This is a genomic window from Halosimplex carlsbadense 2-9-1, assembly GCF_000337455.1.
Lineage (GTDB): Archaea > Halobacteriota > Halobacteria > Halobacteriales > Haloarculaceae > Halosimplex > Halosimplex carlsbadense.
On the sequence record NZ_AOIU01000031.1, the window covers coordinates 169,538 to 187,286 of the forward strand.

The 17,749-nt window shown below is 69.5% G+C and carries 12 protein-coding genes; 9 read left to right on the top strand and 3 right to left on the bottom strand.

All coding sequences use genetic code 11. The features are described from left to right. Window positions 1-2,242 precede the first annotated feature (2,242 nt). Window positions 2,243-2,659 (top strand): NUDIX domain-containing protein, encoded by a 417-nt coding sequence (locus C475_RS13075; protein ID WP_006884318.1) that lies wholly within the window; start codon window positions 2,243-2,245, stop codon window positions 2,657-2,659. A gap of 22 nt (window positions 2,660-2,681) precedes the next feature. On the opposite strand, the gene C475_RS13080 is transcribed toward C475_RS13075, so the two are convergent. Further along, on the bottom strand, window positions 2,682-3,737 hold the full coding sequence (locus tag C475_RS13080; RefSeq protein WP_006884319.1) for a GNAT family N-acetyltransferase: 1,056 nt from the start codon (window positions 3,735-3,737) through the stop codon (window positions 2,682-2,684). 103 nt (window positions 3,738-3,840) lie between these two features. On the opposite strand from C475_RS13080, the gene C475_RS13085 reads away from it, so the two are divergent. Genes C475_RS13085 through C475_RS13095 form a run of 3 tightly spaced genes read left to right on the top strand, consistent with a single transcriptional unit; the run spans window position 3,841 to window position 7,308 of the window. After that, on the top strand, window positions 3,841-4,887 hold the full coding sequence (locus C475_RS13085) for a Gfo/Idh/MocA family protein (RefSeq protein WP_006884320.1): 1,047 nt from the start codon (window positions 3,841-3,843) through the stop codon (window positions 4,885-4,887). Next, a complete protein-coding gene (locus C475_RS13090) occupies window positions 4,884-5,837 on the top strand; it encodes an NAD-dependent epimerase/dehydratase family protein (RefSeq protein WP_006884321.1) in 954 nt (317 codons plus the stop codon). The genes C475_RS13085 and C475_RS13090 overlap by 4 nt, the downstream gene beginning before the upstream one ends. A gap of 1 nt (window position 5,838) precedes the next feature. Then, window positions 5,839-7,308: a flippase gene (locus C475_RS13095; protein ID WP_204366168.1), complete on the top strand. Its 1,470-nt coding sequence runs from the start codon at window positions 5,839-5,841 to the stop codon at window positions 7,306-7,308. Between the two features lie 18 nt (window positions 7,309-7,326). On the opposite strand, the gene C475_RS13100 is transcribed toward C475_RS13095, so the two are convergent. Beyond that, window positions 7,327-8,799: a PQQ-dependent sugar dehydrogenase gene (locus C475_RS13100; RefSeq protein WP_082223311.1), complete on the bottom strand. Its 1,473-nt coding sequence runs from the start codon at window positions 8,797-8,799 to the stop codon at window positions 7,327-7,329. 211 nt (window positions 8,800-9,010) lie between these two features. On the opposite strand from C475_RS13100, the gene C475_RS13105 reads away from it, so the two are divergent. The 5 genes from C475_RS13105 (at window position 9,011) to C475_RS13125 (ending at window position 16,632) form a co-directional block, all read left to right on the top strand. Beyond that, window positions 9,011-10,177, top strand: a complete 1,167-nt coding sequence (locus C475_RS13105) for a sugar phosphate nucleotidyltransferase (RefSeq protein WP_006884324.1) — start codon at window positions 9,011-9,013, stop codon at window positions 10,175-10,177. A gap of 2 nt (window positions 10,178-10,179) precedes the next feature. Beyond that, the gene (gene glmS / locus C475_RS13110; protein ID WP_006884325.1) at window positions 10,180-11,979 is read left to right on the top strand and encodes a glutamine--fructose-6-phosphate transaminase (isomerizing); all 1,800 of its coding nucleotides are present in this window, start codon (window positions 10,180-10,182) and stop codon (window positions 11,977-11,979) included. A 194-nt stretch (window positions 11,980-12,173) separates the two neighbouring features. Then, window positions 12,174-14,042 carry a LamG domain-containing protein gene (locus C475_RS22380; protein ID WP_006884326.1) on the top strand — a complete coding sequence of 623 codons (1,869 nt, stop codon included), beginning with the start codon at window positions 12,174-12,176 and terminating at the stop codon, window positions 14,040-14,042. Beyond that, on the top strand, window positions 14,039-15,376 hold the full coding sequence (locus C475_RS13120; RefSeq protein WP_006884327.1) for a hypothetical protein: 1,338 nt from the start codon (window positions 14,039-14,041) through the stop codon (window positions 15,374-15,376). The genes C475_RS22380 and C475_RS13120 overlap by 4 nt, the downstream gene beginning before the upstream one ends. 56 nt (window positions 15,377-15,432) lie before the next feature. Next, window positions 15,433-16,632, top strand: coding sequence for a glucosamine inositolphosphorylceramide transferase family protein (locus C475_RS13125; protein ID WP_006884328.1), 1,200 nt, complete (start codon window positions 15,433-15,435; stop codon window positions 16,630-16,632). A 39-nt stretch (window positions 16,633-16,671) separates the two neighbouring features. Here C475_RS13125 and C475_RS13130 read toward each other — a convergent pair whose 3' ends face one another. Next, on the bottom strand, window positions 16,672-17,739 hold the full coding sequence (locus C475_RS13130) for a glycosyltransferase (protein ID WP_006884329.1): 1,068 nt from the start codon (window positions 17,737-17,739) through the stop codon (window positions 16,672-16,674). Window positions 17,740-17,749 lie beyond the last annotated feature (10 nt).

Below are 17,749 nucleotides of genomic sequence, written 5' to 3' on the forward strand. Positions count from 1 at the left end.
GGGGATCCCATGGTCGAACTATTGGTCACTTGCGCGGCGGGTCGGCTACGACTCCGCTCTAAGCTTCGCGACCGTGCCCGAACTGCAACCGGATGATGGTCGTCGAGGTGGTGCGCCGCGACCGGCGTAACCCCCTTCAGAGAAAGCCCGTTCGACGGCTCACGTTCGCGCAACCCCTGGGGGTAGCGCATGCGAGAACGCCCCTCGCTCGCGGTACCCGCCAAACTTCGAGCGTTGGGACCGAGAGCGGCGGATCTCGCACATGAAGCTAATCCACACTCGCGAAGGCATGGTCAGGACGTTACTCGCCCTCGCGAACTACACGGACACTCGGAATTGCGATAATAAAAAGAGGCTGACAAAAAACGAATTAGCGGCGATCATCCTCGCACTCGACCCAGACACCGAATCACTACAGGATTCCAAGCTATGAGTACATACTCCCGGATAAAGGCCCTTATTTGTGAGATTAGGTCCGTTATAGCGGATCAGGCTGACGATTTAGTTGTGCATTTAGCACACAAAAGAGGGGATGAAGGCACATACACAACTAAAAATTATCTTCGGAACGGCTTGCGGACCGTTCGCGCTGCTGTCGAAGGCGGGGCGGCGCCACCGGGCCGAGGACCAGTCGGACGGGACCTTCCGATCCTATCACTTCCCAGTAACACGGAACCGAATTCGTGGAGTGGGTTTCGTATCGCTCGCGGTCGGCTCGGGAGTCCAGTGTCCCAGTTGCGAAGGTCGACACCCGCTCGACCTGTCGACGCTCGCTCGGCGGAGGAGCGACCATACTCGCCCGAGGTTTCCGATCCGCCCGGACGGCGAAGGGTCGACGACGAGTCTCGATCGACGGATACGGCCGGGAAACCGGCGCCCGGTCGGGTCCTGCGGTGGCGTCCAACGCCACGGGTCGCTGTCACAGCTGGGGTTCCGGGCTGGACTGCGTCGAACGCTCCTCACCCTTCGCGAGACGGATCCGTCGGCAGTGGGGCCGTCCGTCCCGTTAGACGGGACGACCGCAAAGCGAGAGTGCTGCCGGTCACGAGCGGTTGACCGCTATCTCCTGGCAGCGCCAGAGTACGCCGTCCACGACCGGGGCGAATCGATAGTCACGGCCCCCCGGACTGACGGAATACGGTGTTCTGGACCTAAACGGGTAGCGTCGGGCGCACATCTGTTCGCAGACGGGTCTGCCGACCTCCGGTGGGTGACGAGCGCCGGAGTTGGTCCTCATTTCCCCACGTCAGCAGCGCTCGACCCGCACAGGTGGTGGCCCGCTGGGAGGTTCGGACTGCGACGGTGGACGTACCGCAGGAGGCGACTGCCACGGGGGATCGTCGGGAGACTGCGGCGGATAACCCGGTCGCTGGGAATCCCCGTACCAGGGGACGGCCCGTCCAGTCGAGGCCGAACCCCGCCTCGTCAAACTCGGGAGAGCGTCCCGTCACCGAACCGGTGCCGGGCCGATTTCCGCCGGAAGGAGCCGGCCGTTCACCGAGCGAGGGATGTCACGGTCGGGCCGCCCATGTGGCGGTCCCCAGCGGACAACGGCAGCTACCGGGCGGGAGCGACTCCTGATTCCGACTGTTCGCCCGGCCCCGAAGTCAGTATCTGCCGTCGACCGGTCGCCGACACACGAGCTCGATGAGCCCAGCTGAATCCTTCGGAGCCACGGGTTTACAATCGGACCCCCATGCTCGGGTGAGGATCAGCGGTCCGATCCGGCCGGACTCCCGATGAGACCGAACTCGGCGAACCGTACGGAGTGGCTGGGACGGAGCGGGCGCAACCGTGCCCCGTACACAGACGGGGTTCAGCCGCCGCTCTGTCGCCGCTCGTAGCCGCTTGGCCCACTGTTGGCGCACGGGCCGATCCACCACCACCAGCCCCTGACGACCCCGTTGGCGGTCCCGGCCCGGCCGGATCACAGTGTCGCCGTAGTCCGGGATAGCTGGCGCGCCGGGGCTCGACACGCGTGTCCGCCGAGTGAATTGACTCGTCCGGACTCGCACGGAAATTCGACGCTCCAAAAATAAAGTAGTTGTCGAATTCTCGTCTGCAGTCGGGGACACGGTGTTCGACGCGACACTCGTAAACCTCATGGCGCTATATGAAGTTTCGACTGTTCCGGATCGAGGTCGGATACCGAAATCGCGTGCGAACGGGTCGCTCGAAGGGGAACTGACAGATAATTCCCGGAAACCGGTAGACTGAGGCGGCGGTAGACTAAGGGCGTGGTATGGACGAGCGGTTGCTTCGAGCGACGGCGAGTATCAGGGGCGCGGTCTGCTCTCCGGCGGGCACGACGCTGACGATCCGACGCGCCAGCGACGGCGGGTGGGAACTCCCCGGCGGTCGGATCAGAGAGGGCGAAAACGTGACCGACTGCCTCCGTCGGGAACTCGCGGAGGAGGTCGGTATCGACGCGGCCGTGGGCGAGCCGGTCCACGCCTACGCGTGGCGAAACGACGACGGCGACGACCGACTGGCGGTCTACTATCACTGCAGCGCCGCCGAGACGGACCTCGTGCTGAGCGACGAACACACCGAGGCCGAGTGGGTTTCGGAGGCCGAAGCCCGGGAGCGACTCTCGGCCCCACAGACGACTGCGGTCGTGAGAGCGGCGCGCGCCGAGCGCGGCGACCGGATGGGCTGATCGGCGACGCCCGCAGCGGAGTCTACCGACCGAGTGCGTTCCGGGTGCGAGCGGGGAGGTCGGGCAGGCGACTGCCCCCGAACCGATAGACCGCTCGGCCGACCAGCGAATCGATCCGCTCCCAGCGGAGCGTCGGGACCGGTTCGGCCCCCAACTCGGACTTGAACGCGTAGGTGCCGTCGGCGAAGTGCGGCGTCGTCTCTCCGAGGTCGCAGTTCCGGTATCCGTTGTCGATCCCCCACCGGAGCGCGGTGCGATACACCGCTTCGGTGGCGTACTGGTCGAATCGGCCGGGGTCGTAGGCGGGAAACAGTAGATGTAGCGTGGACCGCTCGCGGTCACAGACGGCGAATATCTCCCCCGCTACTGCGTCGTCGAGCGTCGACTGGAAGAGGACGACCCGGTCACCCAGATGGGCCCGCAACGCCTGGAGGAACGCCCGGGAGACCCCGGCCCCTCCGATTCGGCACATGTGTTCGTCGTGTCTGTCCGCGAACGCGTCGACCGCGTCGGCGGTGACGTGGGCCGTCGTCCCCTCGACGCCGGCCTCCTCCGCCTTCCGCAGGTTGCGTCGCTTCTTCCCCGAAAAGTCCCCGACCACGTCTTCCCACGGGCGATCCAGGCCGATGCGGAACTGACAGTCTCGGACCGTCGGGACGTACCCGCGTTCGCGGAGGCGCTGTGCGTACCGCAACGACGCCCCGTTCCCCGGTTTGAGCAGGTGGCCGACGGTCCGGCCACTGGTCAGGTCGGCGACCCCGTCGAGGAGGGCGTCGAGCACGTCGTCCTCGGCGGTCGCTATCATCGCGCCGTTCGTGCCGGGGCGCGCCGGGCCGAGGAATCGAAGTCCCGGCATCGAGAGCGAGCGCTCGAACGCCGGATGCGCGCCGACGAGCGTCCCGTCGCGACGGACCTGCAGATACCTGGGCGTCGCGTCGCTCGCGGCCTCGTAGGCGGCGAGCCACTCGTGACGCTCGAAGAGGCAGCCGGTCCGGGACTGCTGGGAGACGACGGCGTTCCACTCGTTCGGCTTGAGATCGGCGACGGTGTCGTGGACCGTCACCGTGAGGTCGCTCATCGAGCCACATTTGCGGCCCCGGAGCGTAACTGTATCTGATACGTCCCGCCCGCGACCGGTACGTATCGGGTGGGTTTATCTCCGCGTCCGGCGACTGTCGGGTATGACTGCACTGGCCGTGGGGGTCGTCGGCGCCGGTTGGATGGCGACCGACTACCACATCCCGGCCTTCTCAGACCACCCGCGGACGACCGTCGTCGGCTTCGCCGAACGGGACGACGCCCGCCGCGACGAAGTCGCCGGAACGACCGGCCTCCCCGGGTATACCGACGCCGCCGCGCTGTTCGGCGCCCACGACCTCGACATCGTCAGCATCTGTACGCCACCCAGCACGCACGAATCGATCTTCCTCGACGCCGTCGACCACGGCTGCCACGTACTCTGCGAGAAACCGCTTGCCATCACGGCCGAGAGCGCGCGGCGGATGGCCGACGCGGCCGCCGAGGCCGGCGTCGTCACCCAGGTGGGCTATCTCCACCGCTACTACGAGAACTACCGGCGCGCGCTCCGCCTGCTCGACGAACACCTCCTCGGCGACATCGTCGAGGTGACGGTGGCACACCACTCGGCGCCGCCGTCACAGGGCTGGTACTACGACCCGACGATCTCGGGCGGCGGCGTCGCTCGCGACCTCCTGCCCCACTCGCTGGACGTGCTGTTCGAGGTCTTGGGGGAAGACCCGGCGGTCACCGACGCTTCGGTCCGGCACCTCCGCGACCGCGCGGTGGAGGACGCCGCCCGCGTCTCACTCGACTTCGACGGCGTGCCCGTCCACCTCTCGACGACGTGGACCCAGACCGAAGGCGTCTCGCGGTTCATGGTCGTCGGAACCGAGGGCTGGCTCGAACTCGACGCCGAGCGCCTGGAGGGCGACGTGTTCGGCCGCCCGTTCGCCTTCGAGGGGGGACAACTCCCGATCGTCGACCTCGGTATCGCGGACCTGTTTCCCGCGAACGACGAGGACGCCCACACCGCGCGGATCCACGACTTCGCCGACCACGCCGCCGCGGGCGACACCGACACCGCCGCGCCCGCGAGCCGCGGCGTCGCCGTCGCCGAGGTGATCGATTCCGCCTACGAAACCGCCGGGGTCGAGTGGCACGGCGCCGAACCCGACACCGACGGTCCACCGGCGGAGGGACGACGGTGAACGTCCTCGTCACCGGCGCGACGGGCTTTATCGGACTGAACCTCCTCCACGCCCTCGACGAGGGCGCGACCGGGGACGGGACGATCGACCCGGTCGCGATGGTCAGGCCGTCGACCTCGACGGCCCGCCTTCCCGAGGGGACCGAGACCGTAACTGGAGACCTGCGCGACCCCGAGTCGCTGCGGGCGGCGATGGTCGAGACCGACGCCGACGCCGTCGTTCACCTCGGCGCGGCCGTCTACGATACCTCGGAGATGGCGGGCACCAACACCGCCGGGACCGAGAACCTCGTGGACGCGGCCGCCGCGGCCGACATCGACCGGTTCGTCTTCGTCTCCACGATCGGGGCGCACCCGGACGTGCCCGCCGACGCCGGATCGCCGTACCAGCAGTCGAAAGTCGAGTCCGAGGCGCTGCTGTTCGGCCGGGACCACCCCTTCGCGGTGTCGGCGCTGTATCCGACGTACATCTTCGGCCCACGGGACTACCGGCTGACGCGCTACGACGTGGTGCGGGTCATCGCCGCCAACCGCCTCCTCGTCCCGCCGCTGTACACCCACGACGAGTACAACATCGTCCACGTCGCCGACGTGGTCGACAGCCTCGTCCACTGTCTGACCGCCGACCGCGACGACGCGGCCGGCCGCCACCTCGTCACGGGCCCGAACCTCACCAACGGCCAGGTGTTGCGAACGATCGCTCGCCACGCGCCCGGGAACTGCACGGTTCTCGGCGTCCCCTACTCGCTCACGCGCTGGGGGATCAAGCCCGCGATGGACCTGCTGTACCGCGTCGGCGTCTCGCCGGTGCCCGGGGAGGGATTCCTCGAACGCGGCGACTTCGGGACGGTCGCGCCGCCGCTGGAATCGCAAGCGCCGGTCGAAGGGCGGTCGTGGGAACGCGCGCTGGCCGACACCGTGGCCTGGTACGAACGGGTCGGGCTGCTCTGAGATGCGCGGTCGTGGTCCCAGGGGCACGCTCGCCCCGCCGCCGCTCCGCCGGACGATGAACCTCGCCCGCGCCAGCGGCCTGCTGTTCGCCGTCGAACTCGTCAACACGGCCCTGGGCTTTTTCGGCACCGTCTACTTCGCCCGCGAACTCGGCGCGACGGCGCTGGGCGTGTTCTTCCTCTTCGAGGCGACGCTGTACACGATGGCCACCGTCGTCGACTTCGGCCTGCGCGGCGCCGTCGAGAAGCGGATCAGCGCCGGCGACGACCCCGCGCGGATGTTCGGCGCGGCGCTCGCGTTGAAGCTCGTGCTCATCGCCGTCGTCTCGACGGTCGTCCTCGCCGCGCGCGAGCCGCTGGCCGCGTATATCGGGGTCGACCTCGCGCTCGAACTCGTCGCGGTCGTCGCCGTCTTCGAGCTGTCGATGCTCGCCGTCCACGTCCTCCACGGTGAACTCAGGGTCGCCCAGACCGCCGTCCTCCACTTCCTGCGCAGTCTCACCTTCGTCGTCGTCGCCGTCTCCCTCCTCCGGCTGGACTACGGCGTCCGCGCGCTCGTCTACGGCCTGCTCGTGAGCTACGGCCTCCTGCTCGTGACGGCGACGCTGCGCCTGGAGACGCCGCTCGCGATGCCCGGCCGCCGCCACCTGCGCTCGCTGTACGACTACGCGAAGTTCAACGGCATCTGGGGGCTCGGAGGCCACGTCTACAACTGGATGGACGTGATCGTCATCGGCCTCTTTCTCTCCCAGGCGGCCGTCGGCGCCTACGAGCTGGCCTGGCGGCTGACGACGACGGCGATCATGTTCAGCACCGTCTTCGCCCGGGCGCTGTTCCCCCAGCTCAGCGCTTTCGAGGCCGACGGCGCCACCGAGAGGCTCTCGGCGCTCGTCTCCGATTCGCTGACGACCTCGCTGTTGCTCATCCTCCCCTCGGTCGTCGGCATCGCGCTGCTCTCGCGAGAGCTGCTCGGCGTGATCTTCGGGCCCGAGTACGTGATCGCCGCCGGCGCGTTCGTGATCCTCATCGTCGAGAAGGTCCCCCAGGCCGCGAACCTCGTCCTCGACAAGGGGATCCAGGCGTTCGACAAACCGAAGTACGGCGCCATCGCGACGGTCGTCTCGCTGTCGATGAACGTCGCGCTCAACCTCGCGCTCGTCCCGCGGCTCGGCCTCGAAGGCGCCGCGCTCGCGACGCTGATCTCCGTCGTCGTCAACACGGCGATCCTCGCCTACTACTTCCGGCGGCTCCTGCCGGTCCGGTTCCCGGTCGACGACATCGCCTGGTGTTCGCTCGCCGCGCTCGTCATGGGCGGCGCCATCGTCGCGGTGACGCGCGTCCTCGTCGTCGACACGCCGCTCGGGCTGATCGCCGTCGTCGCCGTCTCGGCGGCCGTCTACGGGGCGGGCGTGCTGGCGTCGCCGTCGCTCCGGGAGAAAGTGCTCGGCGGGATGCGGAGCGCGATGGGGTAGCCGGGTGCCGACCGTGGATCAGGCCGATTCGACCCGATAGACCACGCCCCCGGTCTGAGAGAGCGGCCCCTCGGCCAGCGACGCGCGCGTGCCGAGGACGTAACTGTCGTTGCCGTCGACGCCCAGCGAGAGGACCTGGATGTCCAGCGCGTCGCGGTCGGCGAACTGTAGCTCACGGACCGGCCACTGGCCCGACCCGCTCGGATCGGCGACGAGCAGGCGGCCGGCCGGCGCCTCGAAGGAACTCGTGAAGACGCCGAACAGATACGAGTCGGCGATGGCCGACACCGACCCGGTGTGGACGTGCCCGCCGATGACGGCAAACCCGACCGCCCGGTCGTCGGCGAAGTGGGGGAACTCCAGCACCGGGTCGACCAGCGGTTCGCCCCGTTCGGATTCGTCGACGCAACCCTCGTCGCTGCTCGTCCCGGTCTGGGGGTCGTGACAGTGCAGCCCCTCCCTGAGCGGCCAGCCGTAGTTGGCCCCGCGTTCGATGACGTTCACTTCCTCCCACTGGGCCTGGCCCACGTCGCCGACGATCAGCCGGTCACCGCTGAAGGCCATCTTCCAGGGGTTTCGCAGGCCCCAGGCGTAGTATTCGTCGTGGCCCTCGGTCCCGACGAGCGGGTTGTCTTCGGGGATCCCGTAGGGTCGTTCGCCGCCATCGACGTCGACACCGTCGTCGCCGCGTCCGACCGGCGGCGCGTCGGGCGAGCCGCCGTCCACGTCGATCCGGAAGATTCCCCCTTTGAGCGTGCCGGTCAGGTCCTGGCCGTTGAAGGGGCTGAGCCCGTCGCCGAGCGCGCCGTAGAGGTAGCCGTCCGGTCCGAACTCGACCGTCCCGGCCTGGTGGATCGGCCGGGGCCAGGGCAGGTCCATCAGCACCCGCTCGGTGTCGGGGTCGACGCCGTCGCCGTCGTCGTCGGCGGTGAACTCCGAGAGCCGCTCGCGGTGGTCGAGGTCCTCGTCGTCGCTCGGTGCGCTGTAGCGGACGAACAGCCGCCCGTTGTCGGCGAACTCGGGGTGGAAGGCCGCGCCCAGCAGCCCGCGCTCGTCGTAGGAGACCCAGTTCGGCAACCCCTCCCCGACGGCGACCAGCCGGTCGGTCAGGTCGAGGAACGGCTCCTCGGCCAGCCCGTCGTCGTCGAGGACGTGCATCGTCCCGACCTGGTCGAGGACGAACCGCCTGTCGGTCCCGTCGTCGGCCGTCACGAGCGCGCTGGGCGAGACCAGCCCGGTCGCGACCTCCGCCAGCCGCACCGTCGGTCCGGGTTCGAAGTACGGCTCCGGCGCGTCCGTCGCCGGTGGCTCCGTCGTCGCGGTCCCCTCCGGCGTGTCCGTATCGTCCCGTCCCTCGCCGCTTCGGCCGTCGAGCGAACACCCGGCCAGCGCACCGGCGACACCGGTGGCCGCGAGGGTCCGCAGCACGGACCGTCGCGTTCGTCGTTCGGGGTCACCGCGCGTGGTTCCCGACCCGTCCCGTGAATTCATACCGACACGAAGCGGGCACAGGGTTTAACGGTTGCCGATAGGACCGTATTTTCCACGCATTTACTCCGATTCTCGGTGTATTACCTACCCAGTGACGGAGAATGCGAGCCACGTAGCGACCGTTAGGTGCCGAAACCTGTCCCGATAGGCAGTACTATAGCCAGGTTTGACATAGCACGCTTATGGCTCGCTACGCGGACGGAGGACGGATATGCGGACGGTGATCCTCGCGGCGGGGCGGGGCGGTCGGCTCGGCCCGCTGACCGAGATGCGGCCGAAGCCGATGCTGCCCGTGGCCAACCGGCCGATCCTCGAATCGGTCGTCGAGGCCGCCGTCGACGCCGGTGCCGACGAGATCCTGCTCGTCGTCGGCTACCGGCACGACCGCATCCAGGACCACTTCGGCGACGGCGACGACTGGGACGCGACCGTCCGGTACGTCGTTCAGGACCACCAGATCGGGGCCGCACACGCCCTCTCGCTGGCGGCGTCGGCGGTCGACGGCCCGTTCGTCGCGCTGCACGGCGACCGTCCGGTCGACCCCGCGCTGATCGAGCGACTGGTCGAACGCTACGAGCGGTCCGAGCGCCCGAGCGTCGCCGCCGCGCGCTCGCAGCGCCCGACCGAGTACGGGTCGGTCGAACTCGACGGCGAGTCGGTCGTCGGCGTCTCCGCCGAGCCGACCGACGACCCGCCGTTCCTCGTCAACGCGGGCGCGTACGTCTTCGACGAGCGCGTGTTCGACGCCGTCGAGGCGGCCGACCCCGACGCCCGGAGCCACCTCGACCTTGGGATGGCGACGGCGTTGCAGTCGCTGGCCGACGACGGGCTGCTCACCGCGGTCGTCGACGGCGGCGACGTGCGGGACGTGACCTACCCCTGGGACTTGCTGTCGGCCAACGCCGCTCGACTCAGGGACGGCGGGAGTACCGGCGTTCCGGAAGGCGTTCACGCGACGGCCTCCGTCTCCGGCGACACCGCGCTGGCGGAGAGCGTCTCGGTCGGCTCGCACACGTCGGTCCTGGCGGGGACGGCGCTCGGGCCGAACGTCCGCGTCGGCTCGAACGTCACGCTCTCGAACTGCATCGTCATGGCGGGCGCTGAGATCGGTCACGGCGCGGCCCTGTCGGACTGCGTCGTCGGCGAGTCCGTCTCGGTCGGGCCGAACGCGACCGTCGAAGGCGGCGAGGCCGACGTGGTCGTCGACGGGCGCGTCCACGACGACGTGCGACTGGGCGGCGTACTCGGCGACCGCACGACGCTCCGGGGCAACGTGACCGTCCTCCCGGGGACTGTCGTCGGCTGTGACGTGCGGGCGGACGCGGGGACCGTCCTCGACGGTCGGATCGACTCGCGGGACACGGTTCGGAGAGGGTAATCATGTGTGGAATCATCGGCTACGTCGGCGACGAATCGGCCCAGCCGCGCCTCGTGAGCGGGCTGCAGAAACTGGAGTACCGCGGGTACGACTCGGCGGGGATCGCCCTCGCCAACGGCGACCTGAGCGTCACCAAACGCACCGGCCTGGTCGGCGACCTCGACCTGCCCGCCTCGTCCCCGCAAACGATCGGGATCGGGCACACCCGCTGGAGCACGCACGGGCCGCCGACGGACGCCAACGCTCACCCCCACACCGACTGTACCGAGCGGGTCGCGGTCGTCCACAACGGGATCGTCGGCAACTACGACGACCTGCGCGCCGAGCTACCGGGTCACACCTTCCGTAGCGAGACGGACACCGAAGTGGTCGCCCACCTCGTCGAGGAGGCGTTGGCCGAGGGCCAGGACCTCCCCGAGGCGGTCGCGAGCGTCACCGAGCGCATGGAAGGGAGCTACGCGCTGGGCGTCGTCGCCGCCGGCTTCGACGGGATCGTCGTCGCCCGGCGGGCGAGCCCGCTCGTCGTCGGCTACGGCGAGGGCGAGAACTTCGTCGCCAGCGACGTGACGCCGCTGCTGGAACACACCCGGTCGGTCTCCTACCTCGAAGACGGCGACGTGGCCGTCGTCACCCGCGACGGGATCACCGTCGAACACGAGGGACAGCCGGTCGAGCGCGCCCGCCACACCATCGAGTGGGACGCCAACGCGGCCGAGAAGGGCGGCTACGACCACTACATGCTCAAGGAGATCCACGAACAGCCCCAGTCGCTCCGCCAGGCCATCGCCGGGCGGATCGACGACTACGAGGACCGGGTCGACCTGGACCTCTCGCTGTCCGACTCGTTCCTGCGGGACGTCGAGGAGGTCCAGCTCGTCGCCTGTGGGACCTCCTATCACGCCTGCCTGTTCGGCAAGCAGCTGATAGAGTCGCTCGCCGACGTGCGCGCGACCGTCGAGTACGGCAGCGAGTACGCCGTCGGCAGCGGTCGCACGCCCGACCGGACGCTCGTGATCGGCGTCAGCCAGAGCGGCGAGACCGCCGACACCCTGCGCGGGCTCCGCGCGGCCCGGCGCTCGGGCATCCGGACGCTCGGGGTCACCAACACCGTCGGGTCGACGGTCGCCCGCGAGTGCGACGACGCCGTCTACATCCAGGCCGGGCCGGAGATCGGCGTCGCCGCGACCAAGACCTTCGGCTCGCAGGTCGTCACGCTCGCGCTACTGGCGGTCGCCGTCGCCGACGCACGGGGCGAACTCGACCCCGACCGCGCCCGGGACCTGCTCGACGACCTCCAGCGGCTCCCCGGGGCCGTCCAGGGCGTTCTCGACGACGAGGAGACGATCAGGGACGTGGCCGAGCACTACGCCGACGGCGATTCGTTCTTCTTCGTCGGCCGGCAGTTCGGCTCGCCGGTCGCCCTGGAGGGTGCGCTGAAGCTCAAGGAGATCTCCTACGACCACGCCGAAGGGTTCCCGGCCGGCGAACTCAAACACGGTCCGCTCGCGCTCGTGACCGAGAACACGCCGGTGCTCGCCCTGCTGACCGAGGGCGCTCGCCCCGACGAGACCGCGAACAACGTCCGCGAGGTCCAGGCCCGCGGCGCGCCCGTGATCGCCTTCTCCTCGGCGACCCGTGGCGAGGAGGACGTGGCCGAGCAGTTCTCGATCCCGGACCTCGGACTGCTGGAGCCGCTGGTCGCTAACGTCTACCTCCAACTGTTCGCCTACCACCTCGCCAACAGCAAGGGCCGCCCCATCGACAAGCCGCGCAACCTCGCCAAGAGCGTCACCGTCGAGTGAGCGGCCGCTGACCCCGTCAGTCCGACGGGTCGATCCCGCATCCGACCGTTCGTATCCGGTTCGTATCCCTTCGTAACTGGTTCGATTATTGCACCGAGGACACTATTTGTCATAGTACGTGGGGCGTATTCTGATTCGATCTGGACAGTTGTCGGAGAAAGAGTGATATAAACGCGAAGCTTAAAGGACACAGCATGGCACCAGACCCACCGGAGGGGGACAGGGAGGGGGACGACGAGACTCTGGACATCTCTCGCCGGTCGCTACTGAAGGCGACCGGCGCCGCGACTATCGTTTCGTCGTCGATCGCGGGCTGCCTCGGCGGCGACGACCCGGGCGCCCGCCGTGTGGGGTACGGCGGCTATCCGTACCGACTCGATCCGGGCCTCGCCGCGGTCGCGGCGTTCGCACCGACGAGCGACGGACTCGTCGGCCACTGGACGCTCGACGGGACCGACGCCTCGGCGACCGACGCCGCGGGCGACAACGCCGGCACGATCCGCGGTTCGCCCCGGCAGGGCGTCGCCGGCGTTCACGGCTCGACCGCCTACGAGTTCGGCGCCTCGGCGGACAATTTCGTCGAAGTTGCCGACGACGACGCGCTCAAACCCACATCGGCGCTCTCCGTCGGCGGCTGGTACCGGACGGCGTCGGGGGAGAACAGCCAGACGCTCGTCCAGAAGGCCGACCGCAGATACGGCGACGAGGGGTACGCCGTCGACGTGCAGACGCCGAACAGTCTCCGCGGACACGTCGCCGTCGAGAGCGGGCAGGCTAGCGTCAACCCGTTCGGCCTCGATACGAACGACGGGGGGTGGCACCACGTCCTTCTCACCTGGGACGGCGCGGCGCTCGTGGCGTACTTCGACGGCGAGGAAGTCGACCGCGACGCCTCCCAGTCCGGCGACGTGGCCCACAGCGACCGTCCGCTGTACATCGGCTACGGCGACAATAGTTACACCACATACTACGATATGGACGGGGCGATCGACGACGTGCGCGTCTACCAGCGCGCGCTTTCAGCCGACGACGTAGCGGCGCTGTACGAGGGGGAAGCTGCCACCGCGACGCCGACCGAGACGGCGACGGCCACGCCGACGGCAACGCCCACACCAACGCCGACGGGGACCCCGACACCGACACCAACGCCGACGGCTACTCCGACGGCGACCCCGACACCGACGCCGGCCGGTTCGGGGGACCCGACACCGGTCGCACACTGGCGGTTCGAGGAGACGAGCGGGTCGACGGCGGCCGACGGCGTCGGGTCGAACGACGGGACGGCCGTCGGGAGTCCGGATCTCTCGGCCGCCGGCGTCTTCGACTCCTCGGGGATCGCCCTCGGCGCCTCGGCGTCGAACTACGTCGAGGTGCCGGACGCGAGCGGTATCCGCCCGGCGGACACGCTCTCCGTCGGCGGCTGGTACCGAACCGATTCGGGTGCGAACAGCCAGACGCTCGTCCAGAAGGCCGATCGCCGTTTCGGCGACGAGGGCTACGCCGTCGACGTGCAGACGCCGAGCAGTCTGCGCGGGCACGTCGCCGTCGAGAGCGGGCAGGCTAGCGTCAACCCGTACGGACTGGAGACCAACGACGGGGAGTGGCACCACGTCTTTCTCACCTGGGACGGGACCGACCTGATCGCCTACTTCGACGGCGAGGAAGTCGACCGCGACGCCTCCCAGGCGGGCCCGATGGTCCACAGCGACCGGTCGCTGTACGTCGGATACGGTGACAACGGCTACAGTTCGTACTACGACATGGACGGCCGGATCGACGACCTGCGGCTGTACGACGAAGCGCTCTCCGCCGCCCAGGTGGGAGCGCTCGCGTCGGGCGACACACCGACGGGCACGCCCACCGCGACGCCCACGCCGACGGCAACGTCGACACCGACTACTACGCCGACCGATACGGGAACGCCAACTCCGACCGCGACGGACACGCCGACCACGACGCCGACCGACACGGACACGCCGACCCCGATCCCGAACGACGAGTTCGGCGAGCGGGGGTACGGCGAGTTCGGCTTCGGCGGCGTCGACCCGGAGACGACATCATGACGGAAAATCACGAGTACGAGACCCCCTCCGCGGGGACGCTCGACTGGAACCTGCCGCTGAATCGCAACTTCGAACGCATCGACACGGACGTGGAGATCCGCGACGCCGAGGCCGCGCGCGACGATTACGCGCCCAAGGCCGGGGGGAAGTTCCTCGCGACGGACACCGGCGCCGTCTTCATCGGCGACGGGAGCGACTGGGTGCAACTCGGCACGATCGGGTCGGGAGGGTCGAGCGGGTCGAGCGGGTCGAGCGGCGAGAGCCTGACTCAGCTCCTGCTCGACGGCAACGTCGTCGCGGTTGCGCGGAACCTGGCGGAACTGCAGACCGTGTCGCCCGCGGCGTCGGACACGCCGATCCAGGACGCGCTGGACGTCCTCGCCGCCAACGGCGGCGGTCAGGTGCGGCTCCCGCCGGGCGTCGTGGAGGAGACCGGCCCGATCCGCCCCTACGCGGACACCGAGATCCACGGCCTCGGCGTCGAGATCACGAAGGTCTCGATCACCGGCCAGCCGGTCGACGGGATCCGCTTCGACCGCGACCCGGGGACCAGCCGCGTCGTCCTCGACGCCTTCGCGCTGAACGGACCGGGCGGGTCCGCCGACACCGGCGTCGCCGTCCACCACACCAACAGGGACACACAGGACCTGCGGGTAGGTCGGCTCCTCTTCTGGGGATGGAACAACTCCGTCTACCGCGTCGACGAGGACGTCGGGCCGTTCCAGTGTCGCCACGACCAGATCACCATCTACGGCTGTGACGCCGGCGACCAGGACGGCCTCTTCGAGTTCCGGTCGTGGTACGGCCCGGCCAACTGGTTCGGGACGATCGCGGCCTACCCGATCCCGGACACGAGCGGCGCGAACACGACGGTGTTCTACTCCCGCGGCGGCACCCAGACCGTCGACTACCTCACCATGGGCGGCTCCTCGGGCGTCGCCGTCGACCAGACCTGGGACGCCGTCGTCGAGTTCGGCAACGTCCACTGGGAACCGACGACGAACCCGACGAACCCGCCGGCGATCGTTCGCCTGCGGGGCCACGGCACCGCGAGCGTCGACTCGCTGAAACACGTGACCGGCGTCGCCGACTACGCCTACGAGCTGGGGTTCGACGACTACAACGGTCGCGGCCCCGCCCGGAAGGCAGTCGGGCCGTACATCGAACTTGGCGCCGAGGCCGACATCGCGACGAACATCGTAAATCTCTCGGCGCAGGCCGACCCGGCGAACCCGTCGTTCTACTACGGCGCGGCCGACGACGTGGACGTGACCCACGGCGACGGCTCCAACGGCGGCCTCCGGGCGATGGGGTCGGCCGGCACCGGGTTCTGACCGTCGCGAGCGACAGCGACGGTTAAGTTCCCAGCCACACGACGTTGACCCGAACAATGGGCGCCGACAGGCAGGGACGGGACGACGGGGACGGGAGCGGGAGCGAGGAGACGCGGACGGTCGAACCGACTGGGTGCGGTGGAGGCGGCGGGACCGACGAGCACGACCTGCTCGCCCACCCGCGGGCCGACCCGGACCCGCTGTTGGTACGAGTTCGCCGCCGACTGGCACAGTCGACCGCCCTGGAGCGCGCCGTCTGGCACACCGGCGAACTCCTCCACGTGCGCGAGGGCACCGGCGAGAACCGACCGGCGCCCGTCGACGTGGCCGGCCGTTACGACGGCGACGCCGTTCCGGGGTACCCGACGGCCGCCGAGCGAGCGCCCTCGGAGTTCCTCCCCGCCGGGGACCTGAACCCGGTACTCACCGGCGGGGGCGTGACGGACTTCGGGCGGACGGACTGCGTCGCCGACCCGTTCCTCTTCGTCGACGCCGAGGGCCGGTGGCACTGCTTTTTCGAGGTGTACACGCTCAACCGGGACCCCTCCGCGGCCATCGCCCACGCCGAGAGCCCGGACGGCTACGAGTGGACCTACGACCGCGTCGTCCTCGAACACCCGTATCACCTCTCTTTTCCCTACGTCTTCCGCTGGGCCGGCGAGCAGTACATGGTCCCCGACCAGTGGTCGAAGACCGCCGACCCAGCGCCGGCGACGCTCTACCGCGCCGAGTCGTTCCCGACGGCGTGGGAGCCCGTCGCCGACCTCGTCCGGCCGGAGACGCCGCGCCACGACTTCGCGCCGTTCCGGTGGAACGGTCGCTGGTGGGCGCTGATGGGCGACGGCGTCGACCTCTACGCCTACTACAGCGACGACCTCGAAGCGCCCGACTGGCGGCCCCACGAGGCCAACCCCGTCGTCGAGAACCGACCGACCGCGGCCCGTCCCGGCGGTCGGCCGATCGTCTTCGACGACCGGGTGCTCGCCTTCTACCAGGACTGTCGGGACCGCTACGGGGAGTCGATCCGACCGTACGAGATCACCGAGCTGACCCCCTCGGCCTACGAGGACGCCGAGCGCTCGGACTCGCCGGTGCTGGAGGGGGCGGGGCTCGTCGGCTGGAACTCGGGCGCGATGCACCACGTCGACCCCTGGTGGGACGGCGAGGGGTGGCACTGCGCAGTCGACGGCAACATCGGCCTCGGCTACCAGGTGCTGGGCGAACACCACTGGTCGATCGGCATCTACCGGGCCTGATCGGGCGGTCGTCGCGGGAAACAGTTACAGCGATCCGTATCAGGGGTCGTCGACGGTCAGTCCCTCGGCGAAGCCGACGCCGTAGGCGAGGTACTGGACGGCGAAGACGACCGGGACGAGGGCGGCCAGGAGCGTGCCCCGGTCGCGGTACACCTGCAGTGCGGCGTAGCCGCTCGCGACCAGGAACAGCGCCGCCAGCAGCGGGACGTAGCGGGCGCGTCGGGTCACCAGGTCCGCTGCGAGGGCCGCGCCGCCGCTTCCGATGGCCGCGGTCGGGACGAACGAGTACCAGCGGACCAGCTTCCCGTGGCGGCGCTGGATCCGGGCCATCGCGGTCCCGTACGAGCGGTTCTTCGCCCAGAGCGCCCGGAGGCTCGGCGAGAGGTGGTGCGAGACGGCGATAGTCGGGTCGAAGGCGAAGCGGTAGCCGGCCTCGCTCAGCCGGAAGTGCAACTCGGCGTCCTCGCCGACGTTGACCGAGTCGTCGTAGCGAAAGCGCTCGAAGATCTCGGCGTCGTAGAGGACGTTACACGCCGCGACCGAGCGGACGAGCCGCTCGCGGTCGATGTCGTGGGACTGCGGCGAGCCGCCGGAGCCGAACGCCGTCCCCTGGAAGCTGCCGACCAGCTTCGTGAACGCCGAGTCGGTCGGGAACGGCCGGTTGGGGCCGCCGACGCCGACCACTCGCTCGTCGTCGGCGTAGGTCGCCATCCGGTCGACCAGTGAGTCGAGCCAGGTGGCCGGGACCGCGCAGTCCGAGTCCGTGAACGCCACGTAGTCGCTCTCGGCGCGGTCGATCCCGCGGTTTCGGCAGGCGCCGATGCCCGCTCCCTCCTCGACGAGGAACTCCACGCCGTAGTCGGCGGCCACGTCGGCCGTGCCGTCCGTCGACCCGCCGTCGACGACGACCACTTCGTACCGGTCCGACGGGTAGGTCTGGCCGGTCAGCGACGCCAGCGTCTCCGCCACCGTCGGCACCGAGTTGTACGTGACGACGACGACTGTGACCGTCGGCCGGGACCCCGCGTCCGACTCCCCGTCGCCCGTCTCGATAGCCGCCCCACCGTCGCCCCGCAGTCCGCCGCCGTCACCGAGACGCTCCGTCACGCTGATATCA